The 18,301-nt window shown below is 61.2% G+C and carries 17 protein-coding genes; 3 read left to right on the forward strand and 14 right to left on the reverse strand.

The features are described 5' to 3' along the window. Position 1: 1 nt before the first annotated feature. The 11 genes from ugpQ to HF675_RS22450 form a co-directional block, all read right to left on the reverse strand. The gene (gene ugpQ / locus HF675_RS22400; RefSeq protein WP_187044786.1) at positions 2–739 is read right to left on the reverse strand and encodes a glycerophosphodiester phosphodiesterase; all 738 of its coding nucleotides are present in this window, start codon (positions 737–739) and stop codon (positions 2–4) included. Continuing rightward, complete coding sequence (locus HF675_RS22405) at positions 739–1,812, reverse strand: sn-glycerol-3-phosphate import ATP-binding protein UgpC (RefSeq protein ID WP_105229388.1); 1,074 nt, start codon at positions 1,810–1,812, stop codon at positions 739–741. The genes ugpQ and HF675_RS22405 overlap by 1 nt, the downstream gene beginning before the upstream one ends. Beyond that, positions 1,813–2,658, reverse strand: a complete 846-nt coding sequence (gene ugpE, locus HF675_RS22410) for a sn-glycerol-3-phosphate ABC transporter permease UgpE (protein ID WP_105229387.1) — start codon at positions 2,656–2,658, stop codon at positions 1,813–1,815. Further along, positions 2,655–3,542: a sn-glycerol-3-phosphate ABC transporter permease UgpA gene (gene ugpA, locus HF675_RS22415; protein ID WP_105229386.1), complete on the reverse strand. Its 888-nt coding sequence runs from the start codon at positions 3,540–3,542 to the stop codon at positions 2,655–2,657. Before ugpA ends, ugpE begins: the two co-directional genes overlap by 4 nt. Before the next feature lie 95 nt (positions 3,543–3,637). Continuing rightward, positions 3,638–4,951 (reverse strand): sn-glycerol-3-phosphate ABC transporter substrate-binding protein UgpB, encoded by a 1,314-nt coding sequence (gene ugpB, locus HF675_RS22420; RefSeq protein WP_105229385.1) that lies wholly within the window; start codon positions 4,949–4,951, stop codon positions 3,638–3,640. A 186-nt stretch (positions 4,952–5,137) separates the two neighbouring features. Then, positions 5,138–6,325 carry a PLP-dependent aminotransferase family protein gene (locus HF675_RS22425; RefSeq protein ID WP_187043808.1) on the reverse strand — a complete coding sequence of 396 codons (1,188 nt, stop codon included), beginning with the start codon at positions 6,323–6,325 and terminating at the stop codon, positions 5,138–5,140. Between the two features lie 78 nt (positions 6,326–6,403). After that, positions 6,404–7,105: a high-affinity branched-chain amino acid ABC transporter ATP-binding protein LivF gene (gene livF, locus HF675_RS22430; RefSeq protein WP_105233184.1), complete on the reverse strand. Its 702-nt coding sequence runs from the start codon at positions 7,103–7,105 to the stop codon at positions 6,404–6,406. A 5-nt stretch (positions 7,106–7,110) separates the two neighbouring features. Next, a complete protein-coding gene (livG, locus tag HF675_RS22435; protein ID WP_105229383.1) occupies positions 7,111–7,881 on the reverse strand; it encodes a high-affinity branched-chain amino acid ABC transporter ATP-binding protein LivG in 771 nt (256 codons plus the stop codon). Then, positions 7,878–9,161, reverse strand: coding sequence for a high-affinity branched-chain amino acid ABC transporter permease LivM (locus HF675_RS22440; protein ID WP_105229382.1), 1,284 nt, complete (start codon positions 9,159–9,161; stop codon positions 7,878–7,880). Before HF675_RS22440 ends, livG begins: the two co-directional genes overlap by 4 nt. Continuing rightward, entirely contained in the window at positions 9,158–10,084 is a 927-nt protein-coding gene (gene livH, locus HF675_RS22445; RefSeq protein WP_105229381.1) for a high-affinity branched-chain amino acid ABC transporter permease LivH, read from the reverse strand. The genes HF675_RS22440 and livH overlap by 4 nt, the downstream gene beginning before the upstream one ends. Positions 10,085–10,193: 109 nt before the next feature. After that, a complete protein-coding gene (locus tag HF675_RS22450; RefSeq protein WP_111736229.1) occupies positions 10,194–11,306 on the reverse strand; it encodes a branched-chain amino acid ABC transporter substrate-binding protein in 1,113 nt (370 codons plus the stop codon). 405 nt (positions 11,307–11,711) lie between these two features. Here HF675_RS22450 and panM point away from each other — a divergent pair, with 405 nt between their 5' ends. The 3 genes from panM to HF675_RS22465 are packed head-to-tail and all read left to right on the forward strand — an operon-like array spanning position 11,712 to position 15,368. After that, positions 11,712–12,104 (forward strand): aspartate 1-decarboxylase autocleavage activator PanM, encoded by a 393-nt coding sequence (panM, locus tag HF675_RS22455; protein ID WP_105229378.1) that lies wholly within the window; start codon positions 11,712–11,714, stop codon positions 12,102–12,104. Next, positions 12,101–13,318 carry a DUF3142 domain-containing protein gene (locus tag HF675_RS22460; protein WP_187043809.1) on the forward strand — a complete coding sequence of 406 codons (1,218 nt, stop codon included), beginning with the start codon at positions 12,101–12,103 and terminating at the stop codon, positions 13,316–13,318. Before panM ends, HF675_RS22460 begins: the two co-directional genes overlap by 4 nt. Then, on the forward strand, positions 13,305–15,368 hold the full coding sequence (locus tag HF675_RS22465) for a hypothetical protein (RefSeq protein WP_187043810.1): 2,064 nt from the start codon (positions 13,305–13,307) through the stop codon (positions 15,366–15,368). Before HF675_RS22460 ends, HF675_RS22465 begins: the two co-directional genes overlap by 14 nt. 66 nt (positions 15,369–15,434) lie before the next feature. Here HF675_RS22465 and rpoH read toward each other — a convergent pair whose 3' ends face one another. The 3 genes from rpoH to ftsE all read right to left on the reverse strand — a co-directional run bounded on the left by rpoH (position 15,435) and on the right by ftsE (position 18,300). Continuing rightward, positions 15,435–16,292 carry an RNA polymerase sigma factor RpoH gene (gene rpoH, locus HF675_RS22470; RefSeq protein WP_105229375.1) on the reverse strand — a complete coding sequence of 286 codons (858 nt, stop codon included), beginning with the start codon at positions 16,290–16,292 and terminating at the stop codon, positions 15,435–15,437. A 393-nt stretch (positions 16,293–16,685) separates the two neighbouring features. Further along, complete coding sequence (ftsX, locus tag HF675_RS22475) at positions 16,686–17,639, reverse strand: permease-like cell division protein FtsX (RefSeq protein WP_105229374.1); 954 nt, start codon at positions 17,637–17,639, stop codon at positions 16,686–16,688. Further along, a complete protein-coding gene (gene ftsE / locus HF675_RS22480; RefSeq protein WP_187043811.1) occupies positions 17,629–18,300 on the reverse strand; it encodes a cell division ATP-binding protein FtsE in 672 nt (223 codons plus the stop codon). Before ftsE ends, ftsX begins: the two co-directional genes overlap by 11 nt. Position 18,301: the final 1 nt, after the last annotated feature.

Below are 18,301 nucleotides of genomic sequence, written 5' to 3' on the forward strand. Positions count from 1 at the left end.
GTTAAAAATCTGCGCCGATCAGATCGATACGATCGGTGCAGATGCAATCTACGCCCCAATCCAACAGCTGTCGCGCCCGCTCTGGGCGGTTGACGGTATACGCCAGAATCCGCAGGCCGGCCTGCTTCAGCGCCTGCACCCGCTCGGCGGTCAATGCCTGATGCGCAATATGCAGCGACACGCAGCCCAACTGTTCGGTCTGCGCACGCCAGTCATCCCGCCAGCGTTCCAGCAGCAGGCCGCGCGGCAGCTCCGGCACCGCCGCCTGCGCCGCCGCCAACGCTCCCACGGAGAAAGAAGAGAGCAGCGGATCGGGCTGCCCCTGCCACAGCAGGCGCGCCGCCTGCGCCACCGCCCGGCCGGTTTCCTCGTCCGCGCCGCGGGTGGGTTTAATTTCAATGTTGGCCATCATGCCGTGCTGCCGGCAACGCTGCGCCACCTCGGCCAGCAGCGGCAGCCGCTCCCCCTTAAACGCCGCGCTGTACCAATTGCCGGCATCCAGCTGCGCCAGCTTGTCCCACGACAGCTCGCCGGCCACGCCCCAGCCGTTGCTGGTTCTGTCCAGCGTGTCGTCGTGCAGCAGGAAGATCTGTCCGTCCTGCGCCAGCTTGGCGTCGAACTCAATCATTGTATGGCCGTGGCGTGCGCCGACGTCGATCGCCGCCAGAGTATTTTCCGGCGCCAGAGAGCCGCCGCCGCGATGGGCGACGATATGAGGATAAGGCCAGGCTTGGGTCATCATTCCATCCGTAATCCGCTTTGAGTATCAAAAAAGTGCAGCGCCTGCGCTGGCAGCTGTAAATATAACGTGCTGCCCGGCGTCGGCAAGTGCTGATGCGCCAGACGCACGATTATCCCCGCGCCGCCCCACTGCCCGTGAGCCAGATTATCGGCCCCCAACAGCTCCAGCGTCTGCAGGGTCAGCGGAATCGCGCCGCGTGCATCCTGCGCCAGCACGATATGCTCCGGCCGAATCCCCAGCGTCAGCCGGCGGCCGCTCCACGCAGGGCGCGCCTGCGGCAATGGCAGGCTGAAGCCGTCCTCCAGCTGCAGGCTGCCGCCGTCAACGCTGATAACGCCGGGCAACAGATTCATCGCCGGCGAACCGATAAAGCTGGCGACAAACAGCGACGCCGGACGCTGATACACCTGCGTCGGCGTGCCGATCTGCTCCGCCACGCCTTTATTCATCACGATCACCCGCTGCGCCAGCGTCATCGCCTCCACCTGATCGTGGGTTACATACAAACTGGTGGTTTTTAGCCGCCGGTGCAGCTGCTGCAGCTCCAGACGCATCTGAACCCGCAGTTTGGCATCCAGATTGGACAGCGGCTCATCAAACAGAAACACCGCCGGCTCGCGTACGATGGCGCGCCCCATCGCCACCCGCTGGCGCTGCCCGCCGGACAGCTCGCGCGGTTTGCGCTGCAGCAACGGCCCCAGCTCCAAAATACGCGCCGCATCGTTCACCCGCTGCTGAATATGCTGTTTACCGAAGCCGCGGATTTTCAGCCCGTAGGCCATATTGTCGTACACGCTCATATGCGGATACAGCGCATAGTTCTGGAACACCATGGCGATGCCGCGATCTTTCGGCTCCAGCTCGCTGACCCGCTGATGGTCAATGTAAATATCGCCGCTGGAGATACGCTCCAGCCCGGCCACCATGCGCAGCAGCGTCGATTTGCCGCAGCCCGACGGCCCCACCAGCACAATGAACTCGCCGTCGGCGACGTCCAGATCGAACGGCTGGATGACGGTATTTTTGCCGTCATAAGACTTGGTGACTGCCTGTAGTTTTAAACCTGCCATTTATTTCTCACTGTCTACCAGACCGCGCACAAACCAGCGCTGCATCAGAAGAACCACCGCCACCGGTGGGATTAAGGTCAGAATCATCGCCGCCATCACCTGATTCCACTGCGTTGGCGCGCCGGAGGTGGAGATCATGCTTTTAATCCCCGCCACCGCGGTACCCATATCGGCATCGCTGACGATCAGCAACGGCCACAGATACTGATTCCAGCCGTAGATAAAGGTGATCACGAACAGCGCTGCCAGGTTGGTTTTCGACAGCGGCAGCACGATATCCCAGAAAAAGCGCAGCGGCCCGGCGCCGTCGATGCGCGCCGCCTCCAGCAGTTCATCCGGCAGCGTCATAAAGAACTGGCGGAACAGGAAGGTGGCGGTGGCCGACGCCATCAGCGGCAGCGTCAGGCCGGTATAGCTGTCCAGCAGCTTCAGATCGGCGATCACCTGCACCGTGGGGAAAATACGCACTTCCACCGGCAGCATCAGCGTCAGAAAGATCAGCCAGAAAAACAGGCTGCGCAGCGGGAAGCGGAAATAGACGATCGCATAGGCCGACAGCATCGAGACCGAGATTTTGCCAATGGTGATCGCCAGCGCCATCACCAGGCTATTGAGCAGCAGCAGCCCGAACGGTGCTTTAACATTGCCGATCCCATCCCGCCAGATGTGGCTGAGGTTCTCCCACAAATGATCGCCGGGGATCAGGCTCATCGGCACCTGAAACACCTGCCGGTCGTCCAGCGTGGCGGCGACAAACGCCACATACAGCGGAAACAGGATCAGCAGCACGCCGATAATCAGCATCACATGGCAGAAAATATCCAGCCCGCGTCTGTTCTCAATCATTGGTAACGCACCTTACGCTCAACAAAGCGGAACTGGATCACCGTCAGGCCGATCACCAGCAGCATCAGCACCACCGACTGGGCGGCGGAGCTGGACAGATCCAGACCGGCGAAGCCTTCGCGGTAGATTTTGTAGATCAGCGTGGTGGTCGACTGCACCGGCCCGCCGCTGGTGGCGGCGTCAATCACCGGGAAGGTGTCGAAAAAGGCATAAACCAGATTCACCACCAGCAGGAAGAAGCTGACCGGCGAGATCAGCGGCAGCACCAGATGGAAAAAGCGCCGCACCGGGCCGGCGCCGTCGATCGCCGCCGCTTCCACCAGCGAACGGGGAATCGACTGCAGCGCCGCCAGGAAGAACAGGAAGTTATAGCTGATCTGCTTCCACACTGACGCCAGCACCACCAGGAACATCGCCTGGCCGCTGTTCTGCGCGTGGTTCCAGTCGTAGCCCAGCGCGCTGAGCAGATGGGTGATCAGCCCCAGGCCGGGGTTGAACAGAAAAATCCACAGCACCGCCGCTACCGCCGGCGCCACCGCATAGGGCAGGATCATCAGCGTCTGATAGAGACGGCTGCCGCGCACCACGTGATCGACCAGCGCGGCGAAAAACAGCGACAGCGCCAGACCGATGCCGGCCACCAGTCCGCTGAAAATCAGCGTGGTATAGAACGAGTCCAGGTAATACGGGTCCTGGAACAGCTGGCTAAAGTTCTCCAGCCCGACGAACCGGCTGGAGAGGCCGAACGGATCGAGGCTCTGCACCGAGTACCACAGCGCCTCACCGGCAGGCCACAGGAAAAATATCGCGGTAATCAGCAGCTGCGGCAGCACCAACGCATAGGGCAGCCAGCTGCAGCCGAAACCGGTACGAGAAGAAGACATAGGATTAACCCATTTATCAGCAGCAGGAACGGGCCCGGCGTGCGTCAGCGCACACGCCGGACGCGGGCGCAGCGGCGGCGCCCGTCATTTGCTTATTAGCGGGTAGACGCCTCAAACCGGCGCAGCTGCGCATCGCCGCGCTGCACCGCGGCGTCTAACGCCTGCTGCGGCGTTTTCTTACCGGTCCACACGCTTTCCAGCTCCTCATCCACCACGCTGCGGATCTGCAGCATATTGCCCAGACGCAGGCCTTTGGTGAACGGCAACGGCGGCTTGTTCAACATCTGACGCGTCGCCACATCGGCGCCCGGGTTTTTGTCATAAAACCCTTGCTGCCTGGTCAGTTCGTAGGCTGCGGTAGTGATCGGCAGATAGCCGGTTTTCTGGTGCCATTCGGCGGCGATCGCCGGCTGTGCCAGATACTGCAGGAATTCGGCCACGCCTTTATAGGTGGCGGCGTCTTTGCCATTCATCACCCACAGACTGGCGCCGCCGATAATGGCGTTTTGCGGCGCATTTTTGCTGTCGGCGTCATACGGCATCATGCCGACGCCATAATTGAATTTGGCGTAGTGTTTGATATCCGCCAGCGAACCGGAGGAAGCGGTGGTAATGGCGCAGTCGCCGCCGTAGAACTTCTCGGTGGATTCATCTTTACGGCCGAAGTAGGTGAAATCCCCCTTCTTGTTCATCGCTTCCAGCAGTTGGATATGTTTGACCTGCAGCGGCTGGTTGAACAGCAGTTTGGCGCTGGCGCCGCCAAAACCGTTGTTCTCACTGGCGAACGGCACGCCGTGCCAGGCGCTGAAGTTTTCCAGCTGGATCCAGCCCTGCCAGCCGCTGGCGTAGCCGCACTTCATGCCGGCCGCACGCAGCTTGCTGCTGTATTCCGCCAGCTGCTGCCAGGTTTTCGGCGGCTGTTCCGGATCCAGCCCCGCCTGTTTAAACGCATCCTTGTTGTAGTACAGCACCGGGGTGGAGCTGTTGAACGGCTGCGACAGCAGATGACCGCTCTGACTGTCGGTGTAATAACCAGCTACCGTCGGCACGAACGCCGACTCATCAACGCTGATACCCGCCTCTTTAAACACCTGATACACCGGCTTAATCGCCTTGCTCGCCATCATGGTGGCGGTGCCCACCTCATACACCTGCAGGATCGCCGGCGCCTTGCCGGAACGGTAGGCGGCAATGCCCGCCGCCAGGCTCTGTTCGTAGTTGCCTTTGTAAACCGGCACGATCTTGACGTCGCTGTGCGTCTGGTTAAAACGCTCGGCCAACGAATCCACTTCTTTACCAAGCTGCCCTTCCATCGAGTGCCAGAACGGAATTTCGGTCGCCGCCTGCGCCTGCGCGCCGGCCGCCAGCGTCAGCGCCACGCACAGCGCCGCTTTTTTCATGGTGATCATGCCTTGCTCCTGAAAACTGGTGTAAAAGCGCCTGAGCGCAAAGGAATTGATTATTGTTCGGCAGCAAACATGTCATGCGCAGATGACAAAATAATAATGATTGGGTGACGGCGGGATGACAGCAGGGTTAAGTGCAGATGGCGTTTTAATGTCGGCGGCGCGCCTTATGCGCACCGCCAGGCAGGGTTACAGCGAACGGCGCAGACGCGCCACCGCTTCCTGCATCTCCTGTTCGCTGGCGGTGGCGAACGACAGACGGAACGTAGAACGATCCGGACGGTTAGCGAAGAAATATTCCCCCGGCACAAACACCACACCGTTGGCCAGCGTCGCGTTCAGCCATTCGGTGGCGTTGAACGGCTGACGGAAACGCGCCCACAGAAACATGCCGCCTTTCGGCATATCGAAGTCGATAACCTCACCCAGTTCGCTGCGCACCAGTTCGGCCAGGAGCTCGCCTTTTTGCTGGTAAGCACGACGGATGGTGTCGATCTGCGCCGGCAGGCGGCCGAGGCCCAGATAACATTCGACGATGCTCTGCGACAGCGCACTGGCGTGCAGATCCGCCGCCTGCTTGATAATCGCCACCTTCTGCAGCAGCAGCGGCGGCAGGATCGCCCAGCCCAGACGCAGGCCCGGCGCCAGGATTTTCGAGAAGGTTGAGGTGTAAATCACGTTATCGGTATGCCCCAGCAGCCGTTGCGCCACCTGATACAGCGTGGCGTTGCGCTCTTCGGTAAAGCGCAGTTCGCCGTAGGGGTCATCTTCAATAATCAGGAAGTTATGCTCCGCCGCCAGCCGGACCAGCTGTTCACGGCGCGCGGCGCTCAGCGTCAGGCCGCTCGGGTTGCCGAAGGTCGGCACCACGTATACCCCTTTGATGCGCTGCGTTTTCAGCAGCTCGGCCAGTTCGTCCACCACCATGCCGTCGCTGTCGGAGGAGACCGACATCACCGTGGCTTCCGCCAGCTCCAGCGTCTGCAGCGCCGCCAGATAGGTCGGGCTTTCCACCACAAACACGTCACCCGGGTTCACCACGGTGCGCATCACCAGATCCAGCGCCTGCTGCGAGCCGGCGGTGACCATCACATCTTCCGGCCGCGCCTGCACCCCGCGTTCGGCACACAGCGTGCAGATTCGTTCGCGCAGCAGCGGGCTGCCCTCCGTCAGGCCATACTGGAACGCGTTTTTCGGCTGTTCATCGATCGCCTGCCGGGTGGCGATGCTCAACCCCTCGAAGTCGAACAGCGCATCGGAAGGAATGCCGCCCGCCAGTGAGATGACGCCCGGCATTTTGCTTTGTTTGAGTAATTCACGAATGGCAGAGCTTTTAACATTGATAATACGTTGGGCGAGAAGTCCTTCAGCGTTCATGATTTATCTTTTTATCTCGTAATCGGTAAGAAAAGGGGCGCGCGACAGGCGCCCCGACGCCCCGGGCAATCACCAGGGTCAGCCCCCCAGATAGGCGGAGCGAACTGCTTCGTTTGCTAACAATGCAGCTCCCGTATCTTCCAACACCACGCGGCCGTTTTCCAGTACATAACCGCGATCCGCCAGCTTTAGCGCCTGATTGGCGTTCTGCTCCACCAGGAAGATGGTCATCCCCTCCGCGCGCAGCTGTTCTATGGTGTCGAAAATCTGCTGGATAACGATCGGCGCCAGACCGAGCGACGGTTCATCCAACAGCAGCAGTTTCGGCTGGCTCATCAGCGCCCGGCCGATAGCCAGCATCTGTTGCTCGCCGCCGGACATGGTGCCGGCGCGCTGCCCGCGGCGCTCCCGCAGGCGCGGGAACAGCTGGAATACCCGCTCCAGCCGCTGCTGATACTGCGGACGTGCGGCGAAGAAGCCGCCCATTGCCAGATTCTCTTCCACCGTCATGCGTGCAAACACCCGCCGTCCTTCCGGCACGATCGCCACCGCTTCGCGCATAATCCGCGAGGTCGGCCAGCGGGTGATGTCCTGATCCAGCAGCGTGACCGTTCCCTCGCTGGCGCGCGGTTCACCGCACAGCGTGCCCAGTAAGGTGGTTTTGCCGGCGCCGTTGGCGCCGATCAGCGTGACAATCTCCCCCTGGCGGATGGTCAGGCTGACCTGATGCAGCGCCTGAATTTTTCCGTAATGGGCGGAAACCTGATTAAACGACAGCATCATGATTACGCTTCCCCCAGGTATGCCCGGATCACATCCGGGTTATGGCGAATTTGCTCCGGTGTCCCCTGCGCCAACGGCGCGCCCTGATTCACCACATAGATCCGGTCGGAAATCCCCATCACCAGCTTCATATCATGCTCAATCAGCAGCACCGAGACCTGATGCTGATTGCGCAGTTCGACAATCAGCCGATCCAGCTCGGCGGTCTCCTTCGGGTTCAGCCCCGCCGCCGGTTCATCCAGCATCAGCAGTTCAGGGCGCGTCACCATGCAGCGGGCGATCTCCAGCCGCCGCTGCTGGCCGTAGGCCAGATTGCCCGCCGAACGGTTGGCCATCTCCAGCAGACCAACGCGCTCCAGCCACACCGCCGCCCGCTCACGCGCGTCGGCTTCGGCGCGGCGAAAGGCCGGCGTTTTCAGCAGCCCGGCGAACACCCCGCTGCGTAAATGCTGGTGCTGCGCCACCAGCAGGTTTTCCACCACCGTCATTTCTCGGAACAGGCGCACGTGCTGAAAGGTGCGCACCACGCCCAGCCGGGCGATCGCCTGGCCGGACAGCCCCGCCAACTGACGTTCACGCAGGCGAACCGTGCCGCTGGTCGGGCGGTAGAAGCCGGTCAGGCAGTTAAAGATGGTGGTTTTGCCCGCGCCGTTCGGGCCAATCAGCGAGACAATCTCTCCCTGATTGAGCGTCAGGCCGACGTTATTCACCGCCAGCAGTCCGCCAAAACGCATCGACAGTCCTTCGACCGTCAGCAAAGGTTGCGCGCTCATGGCTGCTCCTCCTTCGCCGCCTGAATATCCGCCGCTTTCAGCTTCATCTGCGGACGCTTCATCGGCAGCAGCCCCTGCGGCCGCCAGATCATCATCAGCACCATCAGCGCCCCCAGCAGCAGCATGCTGTACTCATTTAAATCACGCATCATCTCCCGCGACACCACCAGCAGAACCGCCGCCAGGATCACCGCAAACTGCGAGCCCATACCGCCCAGCACCACGATCGCCAGCACAAACGCCGATTCGACGAAGGTAAAGGACTCCGGGCTGACAAACCCCTGACGCGCGGCGAACAACGTGCCGGCAAAACCGGCGAAGGCGGCGCTGATGGTAAATGCCGTCAGCTTAATTTTGGTCGGGCTTAACCCCAGCGAGCGGCAGGCGATCTCATCCTCACGCAGCGCCTCCCAGGCGCGCCCCAGCGGCATGCGCAGCAGACGGTTAATCACAAACAGCGTCAGCACCACCAGCAGCAGCGCCACCAGATAGAGGAAAATAATGCGGTCGCTGGGGTCATATTTCAGATCAAAGAAGTTATGGAAGGTATCCCAGCCGCCGTCGCGTGCGCTGCGGCTGAACTCCAGCCCGAACAGGGTCGGCTTCGGGATCTGGCTGATGCCGTTCGGCCCGCCGGTGATCTCGGTGTTGTTCAGCAGCAGAATGCGCACGATCTCCCCGAAGCCGAGCGTGACGATCGCCAGATAGTCGCCGCGCAGCCGCAGAACCGGGAACCCCAGCAGAAAACCGAACGCCGCGGTCACCATCCCCGCCAGCGGCAGGCTCTCCCAGAAACCAAAGCCGTAATAGTGGTTGAGCAGCGCATAGGTGTAGGCGCCGATGGCATAAAAGCCGCCGTAGCCCAGTACCAGCAGGCCGGACAGCCCCACCACCACGTTCAGCCCCAGCCCCAGCATGACGTAGATCAGCGTCAGGGTGGCGATATCCACCGTCCCGCGCGACACCAGAAACGGCCAGGCGACGGCAGCGGCGATCAGCAGCGCGGCCAGTAGCTTTTGTCGCGGCGTGCTGCCGTCAAAGCTCGGCAATACCCAGGCCGGGCCGCTCACTTTACTCAGCCCCTGCTGCAACAGCGGACGCAGCAGCTGAAAAACAAACACCACCGCGCAGCCGATGCCAATCCACATCCAGCGCACTTCTGCCGCGCCGCGCACCACCAGTTTGGTGCCGTCCAGGCCCAGCTGCATCCCCATCAGAAAGGCCGCCATCACAAACAGCACCGCCGCGGCGAGCAGGGCATTAAGCAGATTGAGTTTCATACCTTCTCAACCTCCGGACGGCCCAGAATCCCGGTCGGCATCACCAACAGCACCACGATCAGCAGGGCGAATGACACCACGTCTTTATATTCGGCGCTCAGGTAGGCCGAGGTCAGCGCTTCAGCCACCCCCAGCACCAGACCGCCGATCATCGCCCCCGGAATGCTGCCGATGCCGCCCAACACGGCGGCGGTAAAGGCCTTCATCCCGGCCATAAAGCCGATATACGGATTAATCACGCCATAGAACTGCCCCAGCAACACGCCGGCCACCGCCGCCATCACCGCGCCGATCACGAAGGTCAGCGAGATCACCCGATCGGTGTTGATGCCCAGCAGGCTGGCCATTTTTAAATCTTCCGCACAGGCGCGACAGGCACGCCCCATGCGTGAATAGCGGATAAACAGCGTCAGCGCCAGCATCGCCAGGAAGGTGACCACCCAGATGGTGAGCTGCATGGTGCTGACGGTAGCGGCGAAGCCGTTGCTTTCCCCCAGCACCCAGCGGCCGGTCACCAGGCTCGGCAGCGCCAGATCGCGCGAGCCCTGCGTCAGGCTGACGTAGTTTTGCAGGAAGATCGACATGCCGATGGCGGAGATCAGCGCGATCAGCCGTTTGGAGTAACGCACCGGCTTATAGGCCACCCGCTCGATGCTCCAGCCGTACGCGCTGGCGATCACGATCGACACCAAAAACGCCGCGCCGATCAGCAGCCAGCCGGCGTCGATGCCGAACATCATCAGCGCGGCGATGACGATAAACGAGACATAGCTGCCGATCATATACACTTCGCCGTGGGCGAAGTTAATCATGCCGATAATGCCGTACACCATGGTGTAACCGATGGCGATCAGGGCATAGGTGCTGCCCAGCGTCACCCCGTTGAACATTTGCTGCAGGAAATAGAGAAACTGCTCAGACATACGCGGACCCTCGGCTGCGCGTTGAGTGCAGGGCGCGGCATGCCGCGCCCACGCCCGCCGGGATGCGCCTTTCCCCGGCAAGACTGCAACGTGAAAGACGAAAGGTCGGTTACTTCACCGGCGTCGAGGTGCCGTCGGCGTGCCATTCGAAGACGCCGAACTCGAAGCCTTTCAGGTCGCCCTTCTCATCCCAGCTCAGCGGCCCCATCACGGTATCCACCGGCTTGGCCTTCAGATCCTTGACGATATCCTCCGGCTCCTGGCTGCCGCTGCGCTCCATGCCGGTTGTCAGCGCCTGCAGCGCCGCATAGGTGGTCCAGACGAAAGGACCGGTAGGATCCTGCTTCTTGGCCTTCAGCGCATCGACAACCGCTTTGTTGGCCGGCACCTGATCGTAACGCTTCGGCAGCGTTACCAGCATGCCTTCCGACGCCGCGCCGGCAATATTCGACAGCGAGGAGTTGCCCACCCCTTCCGGCCCCATAAAACGGGTCTTCAGCCCGGCCTGTTTGGCCTGGCGCAGAATCTGCCCCATTTCCGGGTAATAGCCGCCGAAGTAGACAAAGTCCACGTTCTCTTTTTTCAAGCGGGCGACCAGCGTGGAGAAGTCCTTATCGCCGGCGGTGATCCCTTCAAACATGACCGGTTTCACCCCCGCTTTCTGCAGGCTGTCGCGCACCGCGCGCGCCAGGCCTTCGCCGTACTGCTGCTTATCGTGCACCACGGCGATGCGCTGCGGCTTCAGGGTTTCCATAATGTATTTGGCGGCGGTCGGCCCCTGGTCGGAATCCAGCCCGGTGGTGCGCATGATCATCTGGTAACCACGGGTCGTCAGATCGGCATTGGTGGCCGCCGGGGTAATCATAATCACCCCTTCGTCTTCATAGATATCCGACGCCGGCTGGGTGGATGACGAACACAGGTGGCCGATTACATAGCGAATACCGTCGTTGATCACTTTGTTGGCCACCGCCACCGCCTGCTTCGGATCGCAGGCATCGTCATATTCGACCGCCACCAGTTTGTCACCCTTGATGCCGCCCTTGGCGTTGATATCGGCGATCGCCTGACGCGCGCCGGTAAATTCCATATCGCCGTATTGCGCCACCGGGCCGGACATCGCCCCGACGACGGCCACTTTAATCTCTTCCGCCAGCGCGCCGTGGCTCATCGCCATGGCGATGCAGCCGGCCAACCATGCCTTACCCTTGGTTACTTTCATCCGCATCATCCCCGTCTGTTGTTGTGTGTGAAGCTGTCCGTTGTGTTTGCCATGCCGACGCATCAGCGCTTTATTCATAAGTAATAATGACTTAGGCATTTAAACGGCAATATTTTCTTATAAGACCTTATTTTTCATGCTATTAAACAGGAGTTTTCTTCTGCAAATCAACTTGACCATCTAGAAACAAGCGATGTAAACAGGATAAAGTATGGATGAAATCTGAGCTATTTCCTCCTTTATGCAGCGCGTTACACTGGTTAACAATCTGTTTACTAATTTTTTACTCGGAAAATTACCGCACGGAAAAACATTCTGCGAATCCGTCGTACAGAAAAAGTTACACATCGTGACCAGCAAGATCTATTACACTGACGCCATCGCTAATTTGTCTGGAAATGTTGCATGAAACTCACTATCGAACGGTTAACCGCGCTGTCCGCACAGGACCTGATCGATCTTGGAAAAATCTGGCCGCACCAGACAGCGGGGCAGTGGCAATCCTGGTTAACCGGCGAACGGGCGCTGTTTGGCGCACGCTTTAACGAACGCCTGTTAGGCGCGGTAAAGGTCTCGCTGGATGGCGACACGGCGCAGCTGCACGACCTGCTGGTGCGTGAAGTCACCCGCCGTCGCGGCGTCGGCCTCTATCTGGTGCAGGATATGCAGCGTCAGCTGCCGCAGGCTGCCCATTGGCAGCTCTCCACCGCCGATCTCGCCGCCCGTGAACGCGGTGAGGTGGAAAACTTTATGCGCGCCTGCGGCTTCAGCGTGCACGGCGAAATCTGGCAAAAATGAAACGCTGGGCGGCTGCGCTGTTGCTGGTTCTGCTGGCTTTCGGCGCCTGGTTAGCCGGGCGCCATCAGGCGCTGTCGGCGCCGCCGGTCTGGGATCAGCAGGTTTATTTGTGGCAACGGGTCTGGAGTACGCAGCACGCCCCGGCGCTGGCCGCCAGCCGCGATCTGTTTTCCAGCTTACGTATCCTCGTTCTGCAACTGCACCCGCGCGAAGGGTTGCGGGTGATGCCGGTCGATACCGCGCTGCTGAAGCAGGACGGCCGCCCGCTGTGGCTGGTGGCGCGTCTGGACGGTTCGCAGCCGCGCTGGGATGAGGAGCGGTTATATTCCCGGCTGCTGCAGCTAGTGCAGCAATACCGCGCCGCCGGGCTGTCCGTGGTCGGTATCGAGATCGATCACGACGCCGCCACCGCCCGCCTGCCGCAGTACCGCGATGCGCTCCGGCGCCTGCGCCGACAGCTGCCGGCAGACGTACAGCTGAGCATCACCGCACTGCCGGCCTGGCTCGACTCGCCGCAGCTGCCGGCCCTGCTGCGGCAGGTTGACAGCTCGGTGTTGCAATTACACGCCGTACTCTCCCCGCAGCAGGGGCTGTTTGACAGCCGGCTGGCGCTGCGCTGGACGCAGCGTTACGCCCAGGTGACCAATAACCCCTTCCGCATTGCTCTGCCGGCCTACGGCATGGGGCTGGTCGGCGTTGATGCGCAGGGCGCGCAGGTGGAGAGCGAGGCCTCACTGCGCGTGGCGGGCAGCCTGCGCGAGCTGACGGTCGCGCCGCAGCACATCGCCGACTTTCTGCAGCGGCTGTCTGCACATCCGCAACCGCATCTGCGGGGCGTGGTCTGGTTTCGCCTGCCGCTGGCCGGCGACCGCCGCGCCTGGTCGATGAATACCCTGCGCAGGGTGATCCGTCAGCAGCCTTTACACAGCCGCTGGCAGGTAAAAATGCGCCCGCAGCCACAGCAAAACGGCCTGTATGATCTGATAATTGCCAATGATGGGCCAGCCGATGCGCCGCTGCCCACGGCGGTTACGCTGGCGGCCGGCGACTGTCTGGCCGCCGACGCGGTTGGCCGTTACCGGCTGGACTCAACGGCCACGCAGCTGCGTTTTATCCGCACCGGGGATGAGTTGGTGCGCGCCGGGCAATCACGCCCGCTAGGTTGGCTGCGCTGCCAACATCTGACGCCAGGAGGCATTCGTGTTACACCTTAATTTTCGCACCGCCCGGCCGCTGACGCTGAGCATCGCCATCGCCGCCACGCTGGGCGCGCCGTTGGCGCAGGCCTGCGGCCCGGATTTTCCCAACCGTCTGCTGCTCGACCGCAACGGCACGCTGCTGTCGATGCCAGAAGGCAATTTCACCTTTGAAACCAGCCGCCTGACGCCGATCGACCCGCAACTGCCGCGCTGGCAGGCACCGCCGCCGCCAGGCCCGATGAAACCGATGCCGCTGTCGCCGGAAACCGTCGCCATTAAACAGATGCGCGCTGCCAAAACCGTGGAAGAAGCCGACGCCGTCAACGGCCAGGTACTGTCCGCCGCCGCACGCCAGTACACGCTGGGTGCCGTCGCTTTTGCCGCCCGCGATCCGCGCGCTGCGGACTACTTTCAGCAGGTGCTGGCCCTGCCGGATAGCGAGCAGGGAGCATGGGGGCTGCGCGCGCGCTACTCCCTCGGCCGGCTGCTGATGAACGATTACGGGACGCCGGAAGACGCCGATACCTCCGCCACGCCTCCTCGTCCGGACCCGGCGCAGCTGCGTCAGGCGCTGGCCGCCTTTCAGCAGGTTATCGACCGCGTGAAAAGCGGCAGCGACGATCCGGACCAGCTGGCGCTCAGCAGCCTCGGGCAGCAGGCGCGCATCCATTTCTGGCTGGGTGATATCGGCCGCGCCGTACACCTCTATGCGCAGCAGGCGGCGCAGGGTGATGCGCAAGGTGGGCGGTCGCTGCAATATGTCGCCAGCTATCTGGTCGATCCGCAGCACTTCGAACAGCTGAAAAAGATCGTGGCCGATCCGCTGGTACAGCAGCTGGTGACCGTCGAGCTGTTCGCCCGCAGCGGCAACCTGCAGGCACAGGATAATGACAGTTCGCCCCCACGTTCGCAGCAGATTACCCAACGTTTGCTGACGCTGCTGGACGCCGAGACAAAAAGCGGCTTCAACGGCAGCGACCGCCTGGCGGCGCTGGCCTACCGATCCGGTAACTACCCGCTCGCCGCCAGTCTGCTGCGCCATGCCGGTGACTCCGGCCTTGCCTGGTGGCTGCGCGCCAAAATGGCGCTGCGCGACGGCCAGCTGCAGGACGCCACTGCCGCCTACGCCAAAGCGGCGGCCGCTTTCCCGGCGGATGAAAGCTGGGGCGAACAGCGCGGGGACAATTACGCGCAGGAAACCATTATCCCGGACTGCCGCATCGCCGGCGAACAGGCGATTCTGGCGCTGAACCGCGGCGATTATCTGCAGGCGCTGACGCTGCTGTACCGCAGTAAGGATCTGTATTGGGCGGATGTCGCCGACGTGGCCGAGCGGGTGCTGACGGTTGACGAGCTGAAAGCGTTTGTCGATAAGCAGGTGCCGCCGCCCAGTCAGCCGCTCAAACCGGTGGAGCCGAACGTGTATAACGGCCAGGTGCTGACGCCTGATATCCACTTGCGCCAGCTGCTGGCCCGGCGTCTGATGCGCGCTGAACGCTATCAGGAAGCGCAGAACTATTTCGCCGTGCCAAATTATCGCGCCGCCGCCCAGCAACTGGCGCAGCAGTTCAGCCTTGCGCGGCAAGGCAGCAATAGCAAACTGGCGCGAGCGCAGGCCTACTACCAGACTGCAACGCTGCTGCGTGAACAGGGGCTAGAGCTGACCGGCTATGAAATGACGCCGGACTACGGCATATATGGCGCTGGGTACTCTTACCTGGGCGACGCCTTCGACACCCGTGAGTTGACGCACAAAAGCTGGATCACCACGGCAGAGGCCGCGCGCGCCGCCAAGGCATTGCCGCCGCAGGACAACCGCTTCCTGCACTACCGCTGGCAGGCGGTAGCGGCGGCGCAGAAGGCTGCGGACTTATTGCCGCCGAAAAGCCAGGCGTACGGCGCGGTGCTGTGCAACGCCGCCAGTTGGGTGATCAAGCGCGATGCCAAAACCGGCCGCGCGCTGTATAAACGCTACCTCGCCAACGGCAAGCCGGATGCCGCCCTAAATAAGTTCGGCTATCAGTGCCCGGCGCCGGACTTCAATGCGTTAACCGCCAAGTCCTGAACCGCCGCGGCGGACGACAGGCATAAAAAAACCCGGCTCTGCCGGGTTTTTTGACTGCATCAGCAATTATGCTTCGATCGCCATTTTCAGTTTTTTCATGGCGTTCTTTTCCAACTGACGCACACGCTCGGCGGAAACGCCGTAGCGGTCTGCCAGTTCCTGCAGGGTGGACTTGTTCTCATCGTCCAGCCAGCGGGCGCGAATAATATGTTGGCTACGCTCATCCAGACCTTCCAGCGCATAGGCCAGCTTGTCGGCGGCGTTGCTCTCCCAGTTGTCTTCTTCGATACCTTCGGCGAAGTCAGACGTTTTGTCCTGCAGGTACAGCACCGGCGCCATCGACTGGCCGTCGCGCGCTTCGTCGTCCGGCGTCGGGTCGAAGGTCATGTCCTGCGCCGCCATGCGGGATTCCATCTCGCGCACGTCTTTGCTGGATACGCCCAGCTCACGCGCCACCAGCTCGACTTCGTCCTGGTTGAACCAGCCCAGACGCTGCTTGGTTTTACGCAGGTTAAAGAACAGCTTGCGCTGCGCCTTGGTGGTAGCGACTTTGACGATACGCCAGTTACGCAGTACGTATTCGTGAATTTCTGCCTTGATCCAATGCACCGCAAAGGAAACCAGACGCACGCCAACTTCCGGATTAAAACGGCGCACAGCTTTCATCAGGCCGATATTACCTTCCTGGATCAGGTCCGCCTGCGGCAGGCCGTAACCCGAGTAATTACGGGCAATATGAGCGACAAAGCGCAGGTGAGACAGGATCAGCTGCTTGGCCGCATCCAAATCGCCCTGGTAATGCAGCCGTTCAGCCAGCTCCCGCTCTTCCTCTGCCGTAAGCATCGGATAGGCGTTGGCGGCCCGAACATAGGCTTCCAAGCTGCCTTGGGGTACTAAGGCTAAAGTTTGCATTTCTTTGGTCATTCAAACCCTCTCTCTAATAAAACCGATCGTACAGGTGACGATACTGCTGCTGCACATCACAACGCTGTTGCTGCCAAGCCTCTGTAAGGAGGTTTGTCGGTTGCCGATTGAGCCTGTTGAGTATCTGTTTGGCGGGGAGTCATTGATTTACGGTGATCATTGCAAAACGGTTCCACACGCCGGGCACCTTAACATTTGCTGCAATTTTTGACCGTGCTCTACCCTAAAAGTTCACCGTTTTTCGATCGCAATGTTCATGACAATACGCGATGAACTGACGGCCAGATAGGGAATTCGTGCGCTTGAGCAGAGGCGGGATCCCAGAAGATCCGAGATGGCTCTTCTCCTGCAACACGGCAAACGCAGCAGGAGAAGAGTATATCAAAAAATTTTTTACTGTGGTGTAAATCGGCGTAAATGTTGCACGGTGGCCAACCAGGCGGCAATCCAGCCGATCATCGCGGAGATGATCAACAACAGTAATGCCTCGTCCCAACCCAGCCCGTGCAGCGTAAAGGTGGTGCCGAACACCTTCGCCACGCCGGCCACCACCGACTCCAGCTGCCACACCAGCGCGCCGGACAGAATCAACGACAGCAGCGCGCCGAAGAAGCCCAGCATCGCGCCGCCGTTAAGAAACGGCCGCAGAATAAAGCCGTCGGTCGCGCCGATAAGCTTCATCACGTTGATGGTGTCGCGCCGGCTGAAGATGCTCAGACGCACGCTGTTGCCGATCACCAGGAACACCGCCACCACCATCAGAATGCCGATAATGGCCGCCACCTGACCCACCAGCCCGGTCAACGCCGCCAGGCGGGCAAACCAGCTGTCGTCCATACGCACTTCATCCACGCCCTGCACCGCCGTTACGCGCTCGCGCAGCGTATTCAGGGTGTCTGAACTCTGGAAGTCCATTTTCGGCGTGATAATCGCCACCGCCGGCAGCGGATTCTCTTCCAGCATATCCAGCGCCCCGCCGAAGCCGGACCAATTGCGGAACTCACCGAGCGCTTCTTCGCGCGACAGGTAGTTCACCTTCTCGACGCCCGCTTCAGCCTTGATGGTGTCCAGCACCTTGACCGCAGCGTCATCGTCGAGCGATTTATCGAGATACACCGTCAGCTGCGGTGTCGGATACCATTGGGTTGCCGCCGTGCTGACGTTTTTCCACACGATGTAGCACACGCTCGGCAGCGTCAGGGAGATGGCGATCACCATCACCGTCAGCAACGTCGCCAGCGGCTGACGCAGCATGTCTTTGATCGCATTCATCCACGCATAGCGCCACTGTTCGCGCCAGCCGCCGCGCAGCGCCTTGCTCTTGGCGGTTTTTTTACTATTCGCCATGCTGCGCTCCTCCTATCATGCGGCCCTGGCTGAGCGTCAGAATACGGTAATTGCGGCGGGCGATCAGCCCGGTGTCGTGGGTCGCCATCAGGACGGTTACCCCAACGCGGTTAAACTCTTCAAACAGGCGCAGGATGCCTTCCGACAGCACGTCGTCCAGGTTGCCGGTCGGTTCATCCGCCAGCAGCACCGCCGGTTTGTTCACCACCGCACGGGCGATGCCCACGCGCTGCTGTTCACCGCCGGACAGCTGGATCGGAAAGTTCTTCGCTTTGTCCAGCAGGCCTACCTTGTCCAGCGCCGCCGACACGCGACGGCGGATATCTTCGCTGCTGGCGCCGGCGATAATCAGCGGCATCGCCACGTTGTCATACACCGTGCGATCCAGCAGCAGATGGTGGTCCTGGAAAATCATGCCGATCTGGCGGCGCAGGAACGGCACCTCGCTGTTTCTCAGCCGGCTGATGTCATGACCGGCGAACCAGATATGGCCGGCGCTCGGCCGTTCGATGCCGCATATCAGCTTCAGCAGGGTACTCTTACCCGCCCCGGAATGGCCGGTCAGAAACGCCATTTCTGCCGGGCGCAGATGAAAATCCACCCCCTGCAACGCCTGACGCCCGCCCAGATAAGCTTTACTGACCTGTTCAAAGCGAATCATC

It is taken from the genome of Serratia sp. JUb9 (assembly GCF_014298095.1).
Classification (GTDB): Bacteria; Pseudomonadota; Gammaproteobacteria; order Enterobacterales; family Enterobacteriaceae; genus Serratia_B; species Serratia_B rhizosphaerae.

What these genes read in the sequence shown, in the direction of transcription:
- livH (WP_105229381.1), bottom strand. Translation starts at nt 10,084, where the DNA reads ATGTCTGAGCAGTTTCTCTATTTCCTGCAGCAAATGTTCAACGGGGTG.
- ugpA (WP_105229386.1), bottom strand. Translation starts at nt 3,542, where the DNA reads ATGTCTTCTTCTCGTACCGGTTTCGGCTGCAGCTGGCTGCCCTATGCG.
- ugpB (WP_105229385.1), bottom strand. Translation starts at nt 4,951, where the DNA reads ATGATCACCATGAAAAAAGCGGCGCTGTGCGTGGCGCTGACGCTGGCG.
- ftsE (WP_187043811.1), bottom strand. Translation starts at nt 18,300, where the DNA reads ATGATTCGCTTTGAACAGGTCAGTAAAGCTTATCTGGGCGGGCGTCAG.
- HF675_RS22425 (WP_187043808.1), bottom strand. Translation starts at nt 6,325, where the DNA reads ATGAACGCTGAAGGACTTCTCGCCCAACGTATTATCAATGTTAAAAGC.
- ugpQ (WP_187044786.1), bottom strand. Translation starts at nt 739, where the DNA reads ATGACCCAAGCCTGGCCTTATCCTCATATCGTCGCCCATCGCGGCGGC.
- HF675_RS22460 (WP_187043809.1), top strand. Translation starts at nt 12,101, where the DNA reads ATGAAACGCTGGGCGGCTGCGCTGTTGCTGGTTCTGCTGGCTTTCGGC.
- panM (WP_105229378.1), top strand. Translation starts at nt 11,712, where the DNA reads ATGAAACTCACTATCGAACGGTTAACCGCGCTGTCCGCACAGGACCTG.
- ftsX (WP_105229374.1), bottom strand. Translation starts at nt 17,639, where the DNA reads ATGGCGAATAGTAAAAAAACCGCCAAGAGCAAGGCGCTGCGCGGCGGC.
- rpoH (WP_105229375.1), bottom strand. Translation starts at nt 16,292, where the DNA reads ATGACCAAAGAAATGCAAACTTTAGCCTTAGTACCCCAAGGCAGCTTG.
- ugpE (WP_105229387.1), bottom strand. Translation starts at nt 2,658, where the DNA reads ATGATTGAGAACAGACGCGGGCTGGATATTTTCTGCCATGTGATGCTG.
- HF675_RS22450 (WP_111736229.1), bottom strand. Translation starts at nt 11,306, where the DNA reads ATGAAAGTAACCAAGGGTAAGGCATGGTTGGCCGGCTGCATCGCCATG.
- HF675_RS22440 (WP_105229382.1), bottom strand. Translation starts at nt 9,161, where the DNA reads ATGAAACTCAATCTGCTTAATGCCCTGCTCGCCGCGGCGGTGCTGTTT.
- livG (WP_105229383.1), bottom strand. Translation starts at nt 7,881, where the DNA reads ATGAGCGCGCAACCTTTGCTGACGGTCGAAGGACTGTCGATGCGTTTT.
- HF675_RS22405 (WP_105229388.1), bottom strand. Translation starts at nt 1,812, where the DNA reads ATGGCAGGTTTAAAACTACAGGCAGTCACCAAGTCTTATGACGGCAAA.
- livF (WP_105233184.1), bottom strand. Translation starts at nt 7,105, where the DNA reads ATGCTGTCGTTTAATCAGGTTTCCGCCCATTACGGAAAAATTCAGGCG.